Source organism: Frankia sp. QA3 (genome assembly GCF_000262465.1).
Classification (GTDB): domain Bacteria; phylum Actinomycetota; class Actinomycetes; order Frankiales; family Frankiaceae; genus Frankia.
In genome coordinates, this window is record NZ_CM001489.1 from 159,298 (window position 1) to 177,403 (window position 18,106).

The window sequence follows — 18,106 nt, forward strand, 5'->3', positions numbered from 1 at the left end:
CGAGCGCCACCCGGGGGTCTGGACGGCGGCACCGCCCGGCCGCGCTGCCCGACCCCGGCCGGGGTGCTCTCCGGCGGGATGGAATGCCGTCTTCGGGTTTCACGGATCACGCGCTGACGGAACGCCGCGAGACGCGCGGGACTGACCAGCGCTGCGGGCGCAGGCCCTGGCCGCGCAGCACCGCCTCCGCCTCGGCGGGCACCACCACGCTGTTCGACTCAATGACAGGAGTCGGATGCGTCATGCATGAACGGTAGTACCGCACGGCCTCGTCGACCACGCGGTGCACCCCGTCGGACGGTGACGGACGTCCCGTCCCCCACCGGGTCGAATCGGGCCCGGCGCTGGTCAGTTCAAGGGCAACGAGGTAGTCCGAGGCAGCGAAACGGAACGGTCCAAGATCGCGCAGATCCCAGGGTCGATGGCCGTTTCGGAAATGCTGCCACACGGCCTCGTCGGAGGTGATCAGAATGTCGGCGGTCAGCGGTCGGCAACCTGGGTCGCCGCAGGAGCAGCCCAGCAGGACGGTAGCGCCGTCGGCGAACCACGAAATCCGCGGTTCGCCGAGGAAATGGCGGCTTGGCCACCGCACATCACGGTGAGTGCTCAGACCGGCGTAGCTCCCGCCAGATGCGGCGAACCCTCTGCCTCGACGAACGGACGTTCGATCGCGCGTGCCGGATCCCGTAGGGGGACACCGTTGACCCACGGCTCGACGGCAGCGTCCATCCCGGTCGGGAACGCCGCGGATTTGATGCGGAACTCCACCGTGTCCACCGGACAAAGAGATCCGGCGCGTCGAGTCGACGTGGCCCGGAGTCGTTGACCAGGCGACGACGGGTCGAGCTGATCGGCGAGGCGATCGGCCGTCCCCTGCGTTTCGAGGCGCGGACCGCCGCCCTTGTCCTCGCCGGCCTGCGGAGCCTCGCCGGCCTGCGGAGCCTCGCCGGCCTGCGGAGCCTCGCCGGCCTGCGCGGCGAGGCCCGTCCCGCCCGGTGATACCCGGGCCGCAGTGACCTGATCCGCCGGCGCCCGTGAGGTTGTGTGGGCTCCGGTGGGAAACGACTTGTGCTGTGTTCGATCAACTCGTGGACGCCATGTCCGGTGCCTGGTGGACCTACCTGCTGGTCTGGGGAATCTGCCTGCTCGACGCGGTCCTGCCGGTCGTCCCCAGCGAGACGATGGTCATCACCGGCGGGGTGCTCGCGAGCTCCGGCGACCTCAACCTCGTACTGATCATGGTTGTCGGGGCCGTCGGGGCGTTCGCGGGCGACAACCTCGCCTACGGCCTGGGGCGCCTGTTCGGTGAGCGCGTCGCCCGCCTGGTCGTCCGCGGGCCGCGCGGGCAGCGGACGCTCGCCTGGGCCCGGCGAACCCTCGACCGTCGCGGCGTCACCCTGATCATCGCGGCCAGGTTCGTGCCGGGCGGCCGGACCGCGACCACCCTGGTCGCGGGCACCACCCACTTCGACTATCGGCGGTTCGTGCCGGCGGCCGCGGCCGGCGCCATCGGCTGGAGCGGTTACAACGCGCTGCTCGGCTTCGTGGGCGGGTCCACCTTCACCGACGCGCCGTGGAAGGGCTTCCTGCTCGCGTTCGGGCTGGCGGGGGCGGTCAGCGCGGCCATCGAGGGCGGCCGGTGGCTGTGGTCGCGGCGGCGTCCCGGTGAGGACCGCAACGCGGACGCCGGGGGCCACCCGACCTCGCGGGCCCGCGGGGACGCCGCCAGCCGCGGCACCCATGCCGAGGAACACGCGCGCGGTGACCAGGTGGCGGGAGGCGGCCGCGACACGGTCCAGGGCGCGCGGACGGTCCGCCGCTGATCATCCCTGGCGTCCAGGGGCACGGGCGCGCGCCGGCCCCGCCGGTGGGCGGCGCCGGCGGACACCGCGGGCGCCGTCGGCGTTGTTACCCTGCGGCATGGGCCATCTCTCCCATGATCAGCTGTATCGGCTCGCCCGGGCCGCGGAGGCTGCGGGCCTCGGGTTTCCCGATCGGCGGCAGTTGCTCCTTGACGGGCTGCCGGCCGGCTTCGTGGCGCTGATGCCCGTGAACGCGGTGCCCCGCCTCCAGCTCCTGGCCGATCTTCAGCGCCTGAACTCGGCCGGCGAGCTGCCCGACGGCACGGTTCCGCTACGAGTGTGGCTGGACAACGCGAGCTTGCTGACCGGCGGCGGCCCCGCCGAGCCGGCGATCGCCGAGGCCGGGACGTGGCTGTCGGCCGCGCGCGGGGGCCCGGCATCCCGGCCCGGCGACTCCCGGCCCGGCGCGTCCCCCGCCAGGGAATCGATCTTCATCAGCCACGCGGACACGACGCGGGACCGTGCCTGGGCCGCCTGGACGGTGGCCGTGCTCGAGGGCACCGGCCGGACGGTGACCGCGGCCGTCTGGGACGACGTGCCCGGCGGCAACTGGACGGCCGTCGCGGGCCGTGCTCTCGACGAGGGCGGCCTCGCCCTCGCGCTGCTGTCGGCCGCCTATCTGCGCTCACCGCGGGCCGAACAGGAATGGACGCTCGCCGCCCGCCGGGACGGCGACGGCGGCCCACGGCTGGTGCCGGTCCTCATCGAAGACGTCCGCGCGCCGGGTTTCCTGCGCGTGCGCACCGGGGTGAACCTCTGCGGGCTGACGGAGTCCGCGGCGGTGCGTGCGCTTCTCACCGTGCTGGGAGGCGCCCGGCGCCCGGCCGGGAATGCCGGCGCGCCATCCGGGGTGCCCTTTCCGGGGCCGGCGGGATGAAGGGCGGTCCCGCGCACGGACCACCGGGTGGTCTGGCCCTCTCCTGGCCCCGAATTTCCCACCCGCCGCGACCTGCGCGGAGAGCGCCGGAGAGCCGAACCGCGCCCGAGCCGGCGGCATATGACCGCGCGACATGCGAGACTGACAGACCGCAGGGGATTCACCCGGACGGTGCGTCCCCGCCATGTCCATCGGATCGCGTTGTGTTCTGCGCTGGACTGCCGGGGTTCTCCGGGCCGCGCGGTGAAACGGAGGTCGAGTGACCCGGCAGGGCATCGCGGGTGACGGCGAGGGGGGCAGCCAGATCGTCTCCCCGCTCGTCGATCTGGACGGTCTCAGTCTCGATGCGCTGCGCTCAAGCAGCGATCCGGACATCATCGGGATGGTGCGATTCTTCGTCGAGAAGTGCGAACAGTCGATAGCGTACGGTGGGCACAAGGTCGATCGGCAGGACTGAGCATAATTCTGCGGCTGCGTGGTCCGCGCGGACGGTGGAAAACAAAGCCGGTGGCATCCAGCCGGCGGACCGCCGGACCGACGGTCGGAGCCGTCGATATGCCCGACCGATGATGGGGGCGTGGTGAGAAGGCATCTTCTGCCCATCCATCTCCTGCGCACCGTCACGTCGGGAATGGCCGGCGAGGAATTGATGCCGGTCCTGGTCGACGCCGAGTACAGCCTGCGTCTGGTCGCCCTGCGAGCGGTCCTGGACACGGTGCGCCAGGCGGCGCTGGAGACCCCCCTGGCGGACGTCGACGTGGCCTGGGATCTGCTGGTCCGGGTGGACGGCGCCGCCCCGGAGGTCGTCCGCAGGGTGCTCGCCTATCCGTATGTCGGGACCTGGGCGAGGTCCCTGCTCCGCCGCCTGCGTGGGGCGGCGCCGGCCGCCACGTCGGTCCCCGTGCCGCCGGGCGGCACCGTGCCGCTGTGGGTGGAGGTCGGCTACCTGCACGCGCTCGCGGCGTCGGCCGCCGCCCGAGCCGGGCTGGCCTTCCGTATCCGGGTGCCCGCGGTGCACGGCGCCGTGAGCCTGCCGACGCTGGGCCTGGTCTCGCCGTCCGGCGACCCCGACTCCACCGAGGTCGCGAACCCGGCGGTCTCGGCTGCGACCGCGCAGGTCACCGGGCTGCACGGCCGGGTCGAGGTGGACATCGACGGGGCGGTCGTCCGACTTCCCGCCGCGCTCGTCGACGAGGGGCGGTCCTGGCGACCCGTTCGCCGCGTCCGAGTGACAGAGGGTGGCGCGGCGCTCGCGGTCACCGTCGACGACCTCGACCCGTACCGGGCGCCGGGCGGGCGGAGCGCGGCGCAGCCGCTGGGGGCGGCGGAGTCAGCGCGCTGGCGGGAGCTGCTGGCCCAGGCCTGGCGCCTGCTCGTCGCGGTCGACGGCGAGGCGGCCCGGACGATGGGGCGGGTTCTCGGGGCGATCACCCCCCTGGCCCACGCGGAGCGGTTCAGCCCACGCAGCGCCTCCTCCGCGGACGCGTTCGGCTCCCTGCTCGCCTCGACACCGGACGACGCCGCACAGCTCGCCGCGGTCCTCGTCCACGAGTTCCAGCACAGCAAGCTCGGCGCCGTCATGCATCTCGCCCGGCTGTACGAGGCCGGTCCGGACCGTCTCCTCTACGCCCCCTGGCGCAACGATCCACGGCCGCTGTCCGGGGTGCTGCAGGGCATCTACGCCTTCACTGGGGTGACCTGGTTCTGGCGCGCGCACCGGCACCGGGCGGCGACGGAGGCGGACCGCCGGCTGGCCGAGTTCGAGTTCGCGCTGTGGCGGGTCCAGACGACGCGGACCGTGGCGAGTGTGCGCGGCAACCCGGACCTCACCGCGCTCGGGGAGTGGTTCGTCGGCCGGGTCGGCCGGTGGCTGGCGCCGTGGGAGCTCGAGCCGGTGCCGTGGGCGATCGAGCGGGCCGCCGGTCTCGCGGCCGCCGAACACCGCACGGGGTGGCGACTGCACCATCTGCGCCCCGCTGCCGAGGTCGTCGAACGGCTGGCCGCGGCCTGGCAGGCCGGCACGGCTGCCCGACTGCCGGCGGCCCACCGCCCGGTCGTCGAACCGGCGCCGGATCCCGCCCGACTGGAGACCCGGGCCGTGCTCCTGCGCTACCGTCTGGCCGACCCGGCCGCCTTCGCCCGGTTCGTCGCCGAGCCCCACCGTGCCGTCGAGGCGGTCCAGGGCGCGGACGCCGCCGACGTCCTGCTCGCCGCCGGTCGCTTCGACGACGCGCGGACCATCCACGCCGCGCGGGCCCGCCGCGCGCCCGCGGGCCGGGACGCCTGGGTCGGGCTCACCCTGTGCCTGTGCGGACAGGACCCCGCTCCCGGGACGGTGGACGCCGCGGCGCGCTCGGCCCTGCTGCGCCATGCGGAGGTGGTGCGGGCGGTCGCCTGCCGGGTGGCGGACACCGGTCGCCCGGCGCCGGACCCGGTGCGCCTCGCCGCGTGGCTCGCGGGCCAGCTCGACCGGGCCGCACCGGCACCGGCGACCCCCCGGTGAGTGCCGGTGGCGATTCCCGGCCCGCCGGGCCTGCCGGGCCCGCCGGGACCGCCATCGGCGCTCACAGCGGCATCGGGTCGATGTCACAGTCCGCCCGGCGCCATTCGCCGGCGACCCGGGTCGCCGCGTGCGTCGCGCCCAGGGTGCGGGTCAGCCGGGCGACGGCCGCGGTGTTGCGCTTGGTGGCCTCGCCGGTGCGGCCGGCGGCCCGCAGGTCCAGGGCCAGGTTCGCCGCGACCATCAGGGTGGCCGGATGAGCCTCGCCGTGCACGCTGGTCGACCGCGCCAGCGTGTCGCGGTCGCGCTCCTCGGCCTCCTCGAACTCGCCGCGGGCGAACGCGTCGCTGGCCAGGTTCGTCGCGCACAGCAGGGTCGAGGGATGGTTCTCCCCGACCCGCTCCCGGAACGCGGCGAGCGTGGCGCGGTCCAGGCCGTACGCCTGGTCGATGTCCCCGAGGCGCCGCAGCGTCACCGCCATGTCCGCGGCCGCGGCGAGGGTGTGCGGATGGGACTCGCCGAGGATCTGCCGGTAGCGCTCGTGGGTGTCCCGGCCGAGCAGCAGCGCGCCGTTGAGGTCGTCGGTCAGCCGCCGGTCGACGGACAGGTTCAGCGCGGTGGCCAGCGTGTCGGGATAGTCCTGGCCGTAGCGCGAGACGTACCGGGCATGCGCGTCCTCGGACAGGGCCCGGGCCCGCTCGACGTCGCCGGCCTTGCGCACGGCGACGGCGAGGAAGCGCACGGCGAACAGCAGCAGCGGGTTGTTCTCGTCCCGCAGGATCCGCCGGTAGGTCGCGACGATCTCCTCCTGGGACGACCGGGCGTCGAAGTAGTCACCGAGTTCCCAGCGGTCGATGTTGACGCCGATCCGGGTGGTGAGGATCGAGTCGTCGTCGGCGCCGAGGTTGCGGGTGAGGTGGTGGACCGTCGACTCGTCGAGGGCGAGGGCGGCGCGGAAGTCGCCGACCAGGCGCAGGCTCACGCCCAGGTTGTGGGCCGCGGTCAGGACCGAGGGATCGTCGTCGCCGTAGGCGGTGCGCAGCCGGTCGTGGACCTGGCGGGACAGCTCCGCCGCCCGGTCGAAGTCGCCGCGCACCCGCGCGTCCGCCGCCACGTCGCCGAGCGTCTTGAGGGTGTCCTCGTCGTCCTCACCGCGGATGCGACGCAGGACGGCGTAGCGCCGGCTGTTGATGTCGGCGCATTCGCGGAACCGTCCGACGACGAACAGGATGTAGCCGAGCCACTTCGAGATGGTGAGGGTGGTCTCCGGATCCTCCTCGCCGTACTTCGCCAGCCACGCGTCGTAGGTGCGCTGGGCGAGGTCCCGGCTGGCGGCGTGCGCGCCCCACTTCCACAGGTACTTCGCCTCGTTGACGACGAGCTGGCGCACCCACGCCTCGTCGCAGTCGAAGGCCCGCGAGTCGACCACGTGCGCGTACAGCTCGCCGTAGCGCGCCCACTGGGCCGGGTCGGCCCAGTCGTTGGGGTCGTTGGAAGCCAGGACGAGGTGGGCGCCGTGGCGCAGCACGGACTGTTCATCGTCGGTGAGCCGGCTGCGCACCACGTCGCGGACCAGTCGGTGCAGGTGCAGCGTCTCGCGGTCGGCGTCGACCTTCGCCAGGCCGAAGCGGTCGATCTGGTGCATGGCGCGGCGCAGCTTGGTGCGGTCGCGCAGCGCCGTGTCCAGCTCGGGGATGATGGTGGTGGAGCGCACGTTGGCGAACAGGCCCCACGGGATCTGCTCGGGCGCGAAGTAGGAGCAGACGCCGAGCAGCTGCAGCGCGCCCTTGTTCGTCTGCTCCAGCCGATCGAGCGCGATCCGCCACGCGGCGGCGACCGGCAGCTCGTGGCGCAGGTCCGGGAAGCGGGCCTCCAGCTCGGCCCGTTCGCGTTCGAGCTGTTCGAGGTACTCGGCGGCCGGCATGCCGGTCACCGCCCGCCAGGTGGCGGCCTGCTCGACGGCCAGCGGAAGGTCGCCGAGCGCCGCGGCGAGCCGGTCGGCGTCCTCGACGTCGAGATCCGGGCTGCGCCGCTGGAGCAGGTGCCGGCTCTCCTCGCGCTCGAACACGTCGACGGCCAGCGGCGCGCCCTCCTCGGCCCAGGCCGGGTTGCGCGAGGTGACCAGGATGCGGCCGACCGACGTCGGTGGTCCACCCGGCCCGGTCGGGAAGTACCTCTTCACGTCGTCCGGTGAGTCGGCGTTGTCGAACACCAGCAGCCAGCGGTCCGTGGGCCGGCCGGCGGCGAGTTCGCGCAGCACCGCCGGCACGGCCGTGTTCGCCTCGCTGCCCGCGCCGAGGCCCAGGTGCTGGGAGAGGTCGACGAGCGCGGCGTCGATCTGCGCCGGCCGCTCCGCCGGGATCCACCAGATCAGGTCGAAGTCGGCAAGATGCCGGTAGATGTACTCGATCACCAGTTGGGACTTGCCGACGCCGCCGCGGCCGTGCAGCGCGTCCGGCAGCACGGCGGTCGGCCCGCGCATCAGCCTGGTGTGCAGCTGGTGGAGCAGGTCCTCCCGGCCGGTGAAGTAGGTGTTGCGGACCGGCAGGTGACCGTGCTCCATCGGCAGTCTGCCGCGGGACCGGTGCGCCGGCGCGGCGGGCTGGTCATGGGCGAGGGCCACGGACACGTTCGCTCCTTGGGTGGGATCCGTCGGGACGTCATTGTCGGCGTCGGAGCCGTGCGACCCGTCGCGGTCACGATGCGGCGCGCCGGGCTCCAGGGCGGTGGCGAGGGCGCGCGCCCGGTGCAGGTGCCGGCCGGACATCGCCCGCAGCGCGGCGAGCTCGGCGACCAGGTACGGCCGGCTGGTCGAGGTCACCGGCTCGAACGTCTCGTCCGCGGGCTCGTCGAGCGCCCGCGCGGAGCGGCGGACCGCGCTGACCCGGGGGCCGAGCACGTTCTGCACGACGCGCATGACTCCGGCGGTCTCGGTGCGCCGGCCGCGGGCGAGCAGCTCCTCGCGGATGCCCTGGTCGAAGTCGAAGGTGACCAGGGTGTCGTCGCCGGCGAGCTCGCGGCCGACCGTCGGCCGCAGCAGGTTGGCGAGCAGCAGCTCCGAGAGGTGCCAGGGCCGGGTACCGGGCAGCAGACGGCGCCGGATCGCCTGGATGACCGGCACGTTCAGCGGCGCCGCCGCGAGGTGGGTCGCCAGCCGCAGTGCCTGCGGGGTGGCGGCCGCACGGAACGCGTTGACCCGGTGGTAAGCGCCGGAGGCTGCGGGCGGGACGACCTCGTCGTCCGGGTCGGGGACCCGGTGCGCGACGGTCGCGGCGAGATCGGTCCAGCCGGGCAGCGTGCCCGCGACGAGGCCGGCCCAGTTGCCCAACGACGTGGGATCGAGCTGAAGGACCGGCACAGGCACAGCATTATCGGGGTAGGGGAGCGCAACGCCGTGCAGATCCGTCGCGGGCGGGGGCGCGTCCCACGGGATCCGTGGCGGCGGGTCCGCGACGAGGAGCCTGTTTCCCGGCCCGTCGCCGACCGCCCGCAGTTTCTTCCGCTCGACCGGGATCCCGGCCCGGAACCACAGCTGCTGCGGGAGCAGGTGGACCAGCGCGACGGACTGGTGGCGGCCCCACAGATGCAGCGCCGGCTCGACGGCGTGCGTGCGCCATGCCCGGCCGATCCCGTCGGTGAGCACCAGGATGAGCCGCCGCCCGCTCGGGTCGGCGATCTCCGCCGGCGGGCTGGTCGGCCCCCGGCGCCCGCCGCGCAGCACCACCGAGGCCGGCGAGCCACCCCCGGTGATCAGCCGGCGGCGGGTGACGTTACGGAACACCCCGGACTGCTCGACCGCGGCGGTGAAGGCGGCGACGACCTCCTGCCAGAAGATCATCGAGGTGTGGTCGTCGACGACGAGGACGAGATCCCACCGGTACTCGCGGGCGGGTTCGAACACGGGCAGCCACAGGCCGTCGGTGGCGGCGCGGTCGGCGGTGGCCTCCTCGTGCAGCGTGCGGCCATAGGCGGACCGGACGAACATCCTCAGCGGTCGCAGCGCACCCGACAGCGCCCGCGACGGCGCCCGCGACGGCGGCCCGGCCCGGCCCGTCGCGCCACCGCCCGCCCCCGACGGTGGGACCAGACGTGGCCCGTGCGGTGGCTGGTGGAAGCCGTCCGACGCGCCCGGCGCCGGTCGGGGCCGGTCCGCAGCGACCGGCGCGGACGGGAGCCCCGGCACCGGCTCGTCGGCGGCCGTCGGGGTCTTCGGCGCCGGCTGCGGGCCGGGATCGTCGGCGCCGACGGCCTCGTCCGCCAGGTCCGATCCACTCGCCGCCCGGATCCGGGCGGCCAGCCAGATCACGTCCGAGACCTCGGACCACAGCAGGTCGGTGGGGGCCGCCGGGCGGGCCACCGGTGCCACGGTGCGCTCGACGGTGTCCGGCCGGGGGCGGGGGAGGCGACCCGCGGGATCCGACCCCTGGGGGCGGGCCGCGCGCAGGGGACCGCCCGGCGCGTCGGCGCGGCGCGCGGCCGCGCCGGCCGCCGGGCCGGGCCCCGTCATGGCGCGGGGGTGAGCGGGTGCCACACCGCGCGCAGCAGGGACTGCCAGGCGTCCCGGTCGCCGAGCTGGAACGCCCCGGACGTCACCAGGTGCACGGCGTTGAGCAGCTGGTCGGCGGCGAGGTCACCCCGCTCCTCCCGGGCGAGCAGGAAGTCCGTGACGAGCTCGCGGGTGGTCTCGTCGGTGCCCGGTGGGAAGTGCGCCGCGATCATCCGGACCAGCTTGGCCTCGTTCGGCTCAGTGATGCGCAGCCGCAGGCAGCGGCGCAGGAACGGGGCGGGGAACTCGCGCTCCCCGTTGCTCGTCATGATCACGATGGGGAAGGCGTGGCACTGCACGATGCCGTCGCGCAGCGGCGCGGTCCGGCCCGGGTCGGCGGTGTGCACCACGACCTCGCGCTGGCGGTCCCGCACCCGGACCAGCTCGGGGATGACGAACCCGCCGTCCTCGAAGATGTTCAGCAGGTCGTTGGGCAGGTCGATGTCGCTTTTGTCGATCTCGTCGATGAGCAGCACCCGCGGCAGCCGGTGGGGTAGCAGCGCCGTGCCGAGCGGGCCGAGGTGGACGTAGTCGCCGATCTGACCCTCGCCGCCGGCATCGTCGGGGCCGCTGCGGCGACTGGCGGCCGCCTGGGCCCGGCCGATCGCGTCGTACTCGTACTCACCGTTACGCAGCGTGGTCCGACTCGTGATCGGCCAGCGTAGCGGCCGGCCTAACCGCAGCTCGCGGGCAATCCGCAGGGCGAGGCTCGACTTGCCGGTGCCCGGCGCGCCGGTGACCAGCAGCGGGCGACGCAGGTAGATCGCCGCGTTGACCATCGACACCTCGTCGGCGTCGACCCACTGCGGCACGGTGGCGCCGAGCCGGCGGTCGAGATCGGCGCTGTCCAGCGGGGGTGGGGCGAGGTCCGGGCCGCCGTCGAAGTCCCGCCACCGCGGCGGCGCGGGCCAGCGGCGGTCCCGCTCGTCGGCGTCGAGGGGAATGCCCGTGCCCTGGAAAATCCACCAGCGGGTGTCCCCGGACACCCCGGTCCCGGCGGCCGCGGAAGCGTCGCTTTCACCTTCTCCGCTCACGGGCGGGCCCCCTCCGACGGCAACCCGCTAGCCCGCGGGTACGTCCGGACGTCTCCGCGGATCATCCCACAGGAGAGCCAGCTGGAATCCGGCGGGTTCATCGTCCCAGGTTCTGTTCGTCTCGTTCGGCGTTCCCGGTGCTTCGCGCGCCGTCGTGGGCGAACCGTTTGCCGTCGCCGACGACGCGGCCATCCTCGCTTCGACAATACGGCGCCTTTCGAGAACGCGGCGGGGAAGCGAGAGGAAATCTCCATCTGCGAGCAGGCCGCTCACCTCCTCACGGAACAGCGGCGAGAAGCAGTCCGACCGATGCCACAGCATCACCGGGCAGCCGGCCCGCAGGGCGAGCTCGACCTCCCGCCCGCCGTGGGTGTCCGGGCCGCCGGGCGGGGCGCTGAGCACGAGGCAGACGATCTCGTCGGCCCGCAGCGCGGCGTCGAGCAGCCGGATGCGGTCGGCGCCGCGGCCGGCGCTGTGGTGCGCGCGGGGCCGGGCACCGTTCGGCCCCGGTCCCTCGACCAGCCGCCACCGGTTGGCCCACAGCCGGCCCCAGTGCCGGCTGCGCAGCCGGCGCAGACTGCGGATCACCACCGGGTACGCGAGCCCCAGCACGACCGGGTGGAACGAGCCGCTCTCCAGCGTCCATGCCTCCACCGGCAGCCCGAACAGGTCGTCCGGCAGGATGAACTCGACGGTGAGCTCCCGGGCCCGGGTGGCGTCGTCGCGGGTGCCCGGCGCATCCCACTGCCCTTCCATCTCGACGATGAGCTGCTCCACCGTCGCCTGCAGCTCGCTCGCCGCGACGGCGAGGTCCCCGCCGTGCACCGGGCGCCACGGCCCCAGGTCCCACTGCCGCCAGGACGAGACCAGCATCTGGTCCGGCCGGGCGGCCGCCGGCTCGATCTGGATCATGAGGTGGGCGGTGGGTTCCTCGCCCGCAGGCCGAGCGGCGGCCAGGTCCGGCGCCGGGGAGCGCGGGTCGGCGGGCGGGCCCGGGTGGGGCTGCGCCGCGGGCTCCGGCAGATCCCAACGTTCGGCGGTGGTCTGGACGAGCAGCTCCAGGCGGGCGCCGGCGGGCGGATCGAGCCGCGCCGCGGCGAAGCGCAGGAACACCAGCCACGGCGGGGCCTGTCCGGGCGCGGCGTTGCACGGCGCGAGCTGGATGAACAGATGCCACAGCGTGTCGTGCTCGGCCAGCGGCCGGGGCAGCCGGTCGGCGGTGATCTCGTAGGCGACCCGGGCGGCGTCGGCGAGCACCCGTCCCTGCAGGCACTCGCGCAGCATCAGCCAGTCGGCGACGGACAGCTCCCCCTCCAGCGCGGCGAGCGCGTCCAGCTCGGCGACGCGGAGCCGGACCGCCCGCGCCGTCGGCTCGTCCCCGACGAACTCCACCGCCGCGGCCAGCGCCGCCAGGCCGTCGGGCAGCTTCACGCACAGGCGTACCAGTTCGCGCAGCACCAGTCCGGGCAGCAGTTGCCGGCGCGGCTGCAACCGCTCGGCGACGCCGTCCTGGACGTAGTCCTGCAGCAGCCGCAGGCCGCCCTCGTCGGTGACCGCCGTGCAGGTCTCCAGCGTCCGTACCAGGTCGAGTTCGGCGCGCTGGCGGAGAGTCGTGAACCGGTGAGGCACCTGCCACCCGCCCCCCGGTCAGGTCGTCGTCACGGGCGGCTCGCGGCCGGCGATCCGCAATGTAAGCGTAAGACGCGGTCGATCAATGAACCCGACAAATGAACGCTCTGAATCGGCGCGGGCCGCCGGGCCGCGTGCGTCATTGCGGCTCGCCCACATGCGGCGGACCTGCGTGAACATACCGATGCCGGCGCATGTGCGCCGAACCGTGGACGATCGTGGGGCCGCGGGTTCAACTGGCCGTCAACGGATCGTCAACCGTCGGCCCGGCCCGTCGGCCCGGTGGGAGGTCGCGGCGCCGGTGGGAGGTCGCGGCGGATGGCCGACGGCCCGCCGGCCATCCGCCTCCGGTAGCCGTCCCGCCGGGATCGGCCCGCGGGTGGGTTCAGCCCGCCAGCACGGCGGCGATTCTCGCCCCGGTCGGCCCGCTCAGGTCCGACACCGGGATCCACCGGTGGTCGGTGACCTCGTCGAGGCGCAGGTCCACCGTGCCCGGCCCGGTCGTCCGAAGGATCTGGAAAATGAACCGGAAATCGTAGTGCGTGTGCTCTGGCTCGCCCTTCTCCGGATTCTCGGGAATCGGATGGACGTCGATGTCCACCGGGATGTTGCGCAGGGCCCGGACCGTCGAGGGGAGAACGCCGGTCTCCTCGGCGAGCTCCCGCAGGGCGGCGGCCGCGAGCGTGGCATCGGCGTCGTCGACGTGGCCGCCGGGGAAAAGCCAGCGGTCGAGCGCGCGGTGGCGGACCTGCAGGACCCGAAAGGTCGTGTCCACGGCGATCGCCCCGCAGGTCACGTGGCCTGGCAGGGTGGTACGGGCGGTGACCGGCGCCGCGGTGGCCGCCAGGTCGAGGAGCGGGATCAGCCCCTCGGCCTCCGCGGGATACGCGACCAGATAGTCTCGGACCACGGAGATCACCCGATCGTTCAATCTGTATTCCTCATTCATCGTCGGTACTCGTCGTCTGTACTCGGTCGGTGCCGTCGGACCGATGGTCCTCGAATGCCGCCGTCTCATGATGGCACGGGCCGTGACATTCCCTGGCGCGGCGCCGGGCGGGCCGCGGTGACACCCGGCGACCGGGTCGGCGATCGGGCCCGGAAAATGTGCCGGAGACCGTCTGCGCTCCCGACCCGCCCCGCCCCGCGCGGCGGGTCGGGGCCCCTCAGCGGCCGCCCGTGGCGCCGGTCGAGGCCGGCCGGGCCCGGACGTGCATCCGCTCGCCCTGCGGGCCGAACAGGCTGAGCAGCTCCAGGGGGGCGGGGTCCGGGTTGCCGAACCAGTGCGGCGTGCGGGTGTCGAACTCCGCCGCCTCGCCCGGCCCGAGGATCAGGTCGTGCTCGCCGAGCACCAGCCGCAGCCGCCCGGACAGCACGTACAGCCACTCGTAGCCCTCGTGCACCCGCTGGTCGGGGGGGCTCGCCGGGGTGCGCGCCGGATAGATCATCTTGTAGGCGCGGGGGCCGCCGGGGCGGCGGGTCATCGGCAGGAAGACGACGCCGTCGCGGACGGTCGGCCGCGCGTGGATCCGGGGATCCCCGGTCGCCGGCGCGTCGACCAGCTCGTCGAGGGTCACCTGGTGCGCCCGGGCGAGTGGGAGCAGCAGCTCCAGGGTCGCCCGCCGCCCGCCGGACTCCAGCCGCGACAGCGTGCTCACCGAGATCCCGGTTGCGGCGGACAGCTGGGCGAGGGTTGCCTGGCGCGCGCGGCGCAGGGCCCGCAGCCGCGGGCCCACCCCGTCGAGGACCTCCCGGGTCGGCGGGTGCGGGTCGGTGGCGGCCATACCGCCATTTGCCGTGCCGGCAACCTCTGTCGTCAAGGCCGGGCCGCCCGTCAGGTCCGGATCATCGCCGGGCCGGGGCTCGGGGCCGGCTCGGCGTCGGCGGCGGCGAGGGCTCGGGTGGCCAGCTCGGCGTAGAGGGCGGCGCCGTCGGGCAGGACCGTCTCGTCGAAGCGGGCGCGGGGGCTGTGGTTGAACGGCGCGGTGTGCGGGTCGGTGCCCGGGGCGGTCGCGCCGATGGCGACGAAGCTGCCGGGCACCTGCGCCAGCACCCGGGAGAAGTCCTCCGAGCAGGCCAGGGGATGGGCAAGCTCGGAGTAGCGGCGTTCGCCGAACGTCTCGGCGACGGCGCGGGCGGCGAGCGCCGTCTCGGCCGGGTGGTTGACGGTCGCCGGCCGTTCGGGCACGAACTCGACGTCCGCGGTGACGCCGTGCCCGTCGGCGATGCCCCGCAGCAGCCGGCGCGCGGACTGCTCGACCAGCTCGCCGGTGCGCGCGGAGAAGGTGCGCACGGTCGCCTCGAAGTACGCCTCGTCGGGGATGACGGTGCGCCGGGTGCCGGCCCGCAGGACGCCCACGGTCAACACCACCGGGTCGAACACGTCGAACTGGCGGGTCACCATCGTCTGCAGGGCGAGGACCATCTCGGCGGTCGCGGTGACGGGGTCGTGCGCCCGGTGCGGCATCGAGCCGTGCCCGCCCTCCCCGCGCACGGTGACGCGCAGCATGGCCGACGCCGAGGTGATCGCGCCGGTCCGGCCGCAGAACTGGCCATGGGGCAGCGTCCCGGAGAACACGTGCAGCCCGTAGGCCGCCGACACTCGCCGCCCGGAGGCGTCGAGCACCCCCTCGTCGATCATCTGCTGGGCGCCCTCCCAGCCCTCCTCCCCGGGCTGGAACATGAACACGACGTCGCCGGGCAGCCGGTCGCGGCGCGCGCTCAGCAGATGCGCCGCGCCGACCAGCATGGCGGTGTGCAGGTCGTGGCCGCAGGCGTGCATCACGCCCGCGACGGTGGAGGTGTGCTCGAGCCCGGTGCTCTCCTGCACCGGCAGCGCGTCCATGTCCCCGCGCAGCAGCACCGCCGGCGCGCGCCCCGGACCCGCCCCCTCGCCGGTGCCGCGCAGGACCGCGGTCACCGAGCTCGCGCCGCGGCCGGTGGTGAGCTCCAGGGGGAGCCCGTCGAGGGCGGCGAGGACCTTGTCCTGCGTGCGCGGCAGATCCAGGCCGATCTCCGGCTCGCGGTGCAGGCGACGTCGCAGGTGCACGAGGTCGTCCGACAGGGATCGCGCGTCGTCGAGCACGGACATGGCTGGTCCTCTCGGTGGACGGGGCGGGGACGGGCTCGGACACCGGTGAGGTGCGACGGTGCCCCTGACTGAGCCTGCACGAGAGTGTGGTGACCCGCGCCGGACAACGATCCAACTGGGCGCCGTCAGCGGACCTACGGTAGCTGCAGGATCAGGCAACTGCGGAGGCAGACCGATATGCACATCGACCGTATCGACCACCTCGTGCTGACCGTGGCCGACGTGGAACGCACCGTTGACTGGTACGCGCGGGTCCTGGGGATGACGCCGGTGACGTTCCGTGGCGGCCGGCGGGCACTGGCCTTCGGCCGGCAGAAGCTCAACCTGCACGAGGCCGGCCGGGAACTCGAACCGAAGGCCGCCCGCCCCACCTCCGGCTCGGTGGACCTCTGCCTGATCAGCGGCCGGCCGCTCGACGAGGTGCGGTTCCATCTCGCCGCGCTCGGGGTGCCCGTCGAGCAGGGCCCGGTGGACCGCACCGGCGCGACCGGTCCGATCACCAGCGTCTACGTCCGGGACCCCGACGACAACCTGATCGAGATCAGCACCTACGACGGCGCCGAGCCGTCGACCTCCACCGCCTGACGGGCCTGCTCGGGCACGGTCCCGCCGGATTCGTGCGCATCAGGTTCGTTCGCGTCGCGTTCGCCGGAGCCGGAGCCGGAGCCGGAGCCGGAGTCGGAGCCGGGGGCGGGGGCGGTCGCGTCGGGTCCGTTCGGGACGCCGGCGGCGCGCAGCACCAGGCTGCCGAGCAGGGCGACGGCCAGGTTGAGCGCGAACGCCGTCACGGCGATGTACCCGGCGTGGCCGAGCCCCGGCACGGTCGCCAGCGACCCGCCGAAGTGGCGGGCGGCCGTGCTGTGCTGCGCGTACGCCTCGACGGTGCCGTAGCCCATGCCCACCAGCCAGCCGGCGAGCAACGCCCGCCGGTGCAGCCGGGGCCGCCACAGGGCGAAGACGACGGCCGGGAACGTCTGCAGGATCCACACCCCGCCGAGCAGCTGCAGATTGATCGAGTTCTGGGTGTCCAGGCCGAGGACGAACAGCAGCGCCCCGGCCTTCACCAGCAGCGACGCGACCTTCGACACGGCGGTCTGTTCGGCCGCCGTCGCGCCCGGCCGCAGGTGCCCGACGTAGATGGTGCGGGTGAACAGGTTCGCCGCCGCGATCGACATGATCGCGGCGGGAACCAGCGCGCCGATCGCGACCGCGGCGAACGCGATGCCGGTGAACCACGCCGGAAACTCCCGCTCGAACAGCAGCGGCACCGCGAGGCGCGGGTTCGTGGTGTGCACCCCGGCGGCGATCGCCACGTAGCCGAGCAGCGCGAGGAAGGCCAGCAGCAGTGAGTACAGCGGCAGGACGGCGGTGTTGCGCCGGATGACCTCCCGGCCGCGGGTCGCCAGCACGCCGGTGATCGCGTGCGGGTACAGAAACAGCGCCATCGCCGAGCCGAGCGCGAGGGTGCCGTAGGCGAGGAACTCCTTCGGCCCGGGGATGAACACGGCCGTCGCCGGGCGACCCGCCCCCGCCGCGGCGGCGTTCGCCGCGTCGAACTTGTGCTCGGCCGCGTCGAAGATCGCGCCGAAGCCGCCGAGGCGGTGCGGGAGGACGACCACGGCGACCAGCACGACGGCGTAGATGAGCAGGTCCTTGGCGAACGCGATGAGGGCCGGCGCCCGCAGCCCGGCGGTGTAGGTGCAGGCGGCGAGGACGCCGAACGCCACGATGATCGGCAGGTCGCGGACGAGCGGGTTGTCGCTGCTTGTCCCGACGCCCATCACCTCCAGCACCGCCTGCATGCCGACGAGCTGCAGGGCGATGTAGGGCAGGGTCGCGACGATGCCGGTGACGGCGACGGCGAGGGCGAGGGCACGCGAGCCGTACCGGCCGCGGACGAGGTCGGCCGGGGTGACGTAGCCGTGCCGGTGCGCCACCGTCCACAGCCGCGGCATCAGGACGAAGACCATCGGCCAGACGATGGTGGTGTAGGCGACGGCGAACCAGCCGGACACGGCGCCCGCCGCGTACATCGCGCCGGGCACGGCGACGAACGTGTACGCGGTGAAGATGTCGCCGCCGATGAGGAACCAGGCGACGAACGAGCCGAATCCGCGCCCGCCGAGCCCCCACTCGTCGAGGCTGGTCAGCGGCCCCGGCGCGGTGCGGCGCCAACGGAGCGCGCTGAACCCGAGGACGGCCACCGCGGCGAACAGGGCGGTGAACACCGCGAACTCCACCCCGTGGAAGGGGGTGTGGAACGGCTGCGCGGCGAGCGGGGCACCGCCGGTCGGGGCCAGGTAGGCGCCGGCCCGCGTCACCGGTCCCCCCGGTCGGGGCGGGCGGCGCCCCCTGCGTCCTGACCGGGGGGAGCGCCCACCGCGGTGGGATGCCGGGTGGCCCGGCCCAGCAGCCAGGTGCAGCCGGCCATCCCGGCGGCGCCGAGCAGGAGCCACAGCAGCGTGTACCAGTAGAAGAACGGAAACCCCCACAGCCGCGGACCGCGCCGCGCGTAGGTGCCGACCAGCAGCAGGGCGACGACCTGCACCGCGAGCACGGCCGCGGCG

At 74.2% G+C, this 18,106-nt stretch carries 16 protein-coding genes; 6 read left to right on the forward strand and 10 right to left on the reverse strand.

Annotated features, from left to right (window positions below; all coding sequences use genetic code 11):
• Positions 1-106 precede the first annotated feature (106 nt).
• Both FRAQA3DRAFT_RS35620 and FRAQA3DRAFT_RS35625 read right to left on the reverse strand, forming a co-directional pair.
• Complete coding sequence (locus FRAQA3DRAFT_RS35620; protein ID WP_198287001.1) at positions 107-280, reverse strand: hypothetical protein; 174 nt, start codon at positions 278-280, stop codon at positions 107-109.
• 326 nt (positions 281-606) lie between these two features.
• Entirely contained in the window at positions 607-777 is a 171-nt protein-coding gene (locus tag FRAQA3DRAFT_RS35625) for a hypothetical protein (protein ID WP_198287002.1), read from the reverse strand.
• A 45-nt stretch (positions 778-822) separates the two neighbouring features.
• On the opposite strand from FRAQA3DRAFT_RS35625, the gene FRAQA3DRAFT_RS34385 reads away from it, so the two are divergent.
• The 5 genes from FRAQA3DRAFT_RS34385 to FRAQA3DRAFT_RS00625 all read left to right on the forward strand — a co-directional run bounded on the left by FRAQA3DRAFT_RS34385 (position 823) and on the right by FRAQA3DRAFT_RS00625 (position 5,242).
• Positions 823-999 carry a hypothetical protein gene (locus FRAQA3DRAFT_RS34385; protein ID WP_157466958.1) on the forward strand — a complete coding sequence of 59 codons (177 nt, stop codon included), beginning with the start codon at positions 823-825 and terminating at the stop codon, positions 997-999.
• 74 nt (positions 1,000-1,073) lie between these two features.
• Complete coding sequence (locus FRAQA3DRAFT_RS00610) at positions 1,074-1,823, forward strand: DedA family protein (RefSeq protein WP_009399208.1); 750 nt, start codon at positions 1,074-1,076, stop codon at positions 1,821-1,823.
• Positions 1,824-1,920: 97 nt separating this feature from the next.
• Complete coding sequence (locus tag FRAQA3DRAFT_RS31090; protein WP_009399209.1) at positions 1,921-2,739, forward strand: TIR domain-containing protein; 819 nt, start codon at positions 1,921-1,923, stop codon at positions 2,737-2,739.
• 259 nt (positions 2,740-2,998) lie between these two features.
• On the forward strand, positions 2,999-3,196 hold the full coding sequence (locus FRAQA3DRAFT_RS00620; protein ID WP_009399210.1) for a hypothetical protein: 198 nt from the start codon (positions 2,999-3,001) through the stop codon (positions 3,194-3,196).
• A 123-nt stretch (positions 3,197-3,319) separates the two neighbouring features.
• On the forward strand, positions 3,320-5,242 hold the full coding sequence (locus tag FRAQA3DRAFT_RS00625) for an HEXXH motif domain-containing protein (protein ID WP_157466961.1): 1,923 nt from the start codon (positions 3,320-3,322) through the stop codon (positions 5,240-5,242).
• A 61-nt stretch (positions 5,243-5,303) separates the two neighbouring features.
• On the opposite strand, the gene fxsT is transcribed toward FRAQA3DRAFT_RS00625, so the two are convergent.
• From fxsT to FRAQA3DRAFT_RS00655, 6 genes are all read right to left on the reverse strand, one after another.
• Positions 5,304-9,746 carry an FxSxx-COOH system tetratricopeptide repeat protein gene (fxsT, locus tag FRAQA3DRAFT_RS00630; RefSeq protein ID WP_009399212.1) on the reverse strand — a complete coding sequence of 1,481 codons (4,443 nt, stop codon included), beginning with the start codon at positions 9,744-9,746 and terminating at the stop codon, positions 5,304-5,306.
• Positions 9,743-10,819: a MoxR family ATPase gene (locus tag FRAQA3DRAFT_RS00635; protein WP_009399213.1), complete on the reverse strand. Its 1,077-nt coding sequence runs from the start codon at positions 10,817-10,819 to the stop codon at positions 9,743-9,745. The genes fxsT and FRAQA3DRAFT_RS00635 overlap by 4 nt, the downstream gene beginning before the upstream one ends.
• A gap of 27 nt (positions 10,820-10,846) precedes the next feature.
• The gene (locus FRAQA3DRAFT_RS00640) at positions 10,847-12,448 is read right to left on the reverse strand and encodes a hypothetical protein (protein WP_009399214.1); all 1,602 of its coding nucleotides are present in this window, start codon (positions 12,446-12,448) and stop codon (positions 10,847-10,849) included.
• A 385-nt stretch (positions 12,449-12,833) separates the two neighbouring features.
• Positions 12,834-13,379 carry an NUDIX domain-containing protein gene (locus FRAQA3DRAFT_RS00645; RefSeq protein ID WP_232291847.1) on the reverse strand — a complete coding sequence of 182 codons (546 nt, stop codon included), beginning with the start codon at positions 13,377-13,379 and terminating at the stop codon, positions 12,834-12,836.
• 235 nt (positions 13,380-13,614) lie between these two features.
• Positions 13,615-14,232 carry a helix-turn-helix domain-containing protein gene (locus FRAQA3DRAFT_RS00650; RefSeq protein WP_009399216.1) on the reverse strand — a complete coding sequence of 206 codons (618 nt, stop codon included), beginning with the start codon at positions 14,230-14,232 and terminating at the stop codon, positions 13,615-13,617.
• A gap of 50 nt (positions 14,233-14,282) precedes the next feature.
• Complete coding sequence (locus FRAQA3DRAFT_RS00655; RefSeq protein WP_009399217.1) at positions 14,283-15,539, reverse strand: M20 family metallopeptidase; 1,257 nt, start codon at positions 15,537-15,539, stop codon at positions 14,283-14,285.
• Between the two features lie 177 nt (positions 15,540-15,716).
• Here FRAQA3DRAFT_RS00655 and FRAQA3DRAFT_RS00660 point away from each other — a divergent pair, with 177 nt between their 5' ends.
• Positions 15,717-16,124 (forward strand): VOC family protein, encoded by a 408-nt coding sequence (locus FRAQA3DRAFT_RS00660; RefSeq protein WP_009399218.1) that lies wholly within the window; start codon positions 15,717-15,719, stop codon positions 16,122-16,124.
• On the opposite strand, the gene mctP is transcribed toward FRAQA3DRAFT_RS00660, so the two are convergent.
• Both mctP and FRAQA3DRAFT_RS00670 read right to left on the reverse strand, forming a co-directional pair.
• Positions 16,088-17,860: a monocarboxylate uptake permease MctP gene (mctP, locus tag FRAQA3DRAFT_RS00665; protein ID WP_009399219.1), complete on the reverse strand. Its 1,773-nt coding sequence runs from the start codon at positions 17,858-17,860 to the stop codon at positions 16,088-16,090. The genes FRAQA3DRAFT_RS00660 and mctP overlap by 37 nt on opposite strands.
• Positions 17,857-18,106, reverse strand: a 250-nt coding sequence (locus FRAQA3DRAFT_RS00670) for a DUF3311 domain-containing protein (protein ID WP_009399220.1), incomplete at its 5' end; no start/stop codon positions are given. The genes mctP and FRAQA3DRAFT_RS00670, both read right to left, overlap by 4 nt.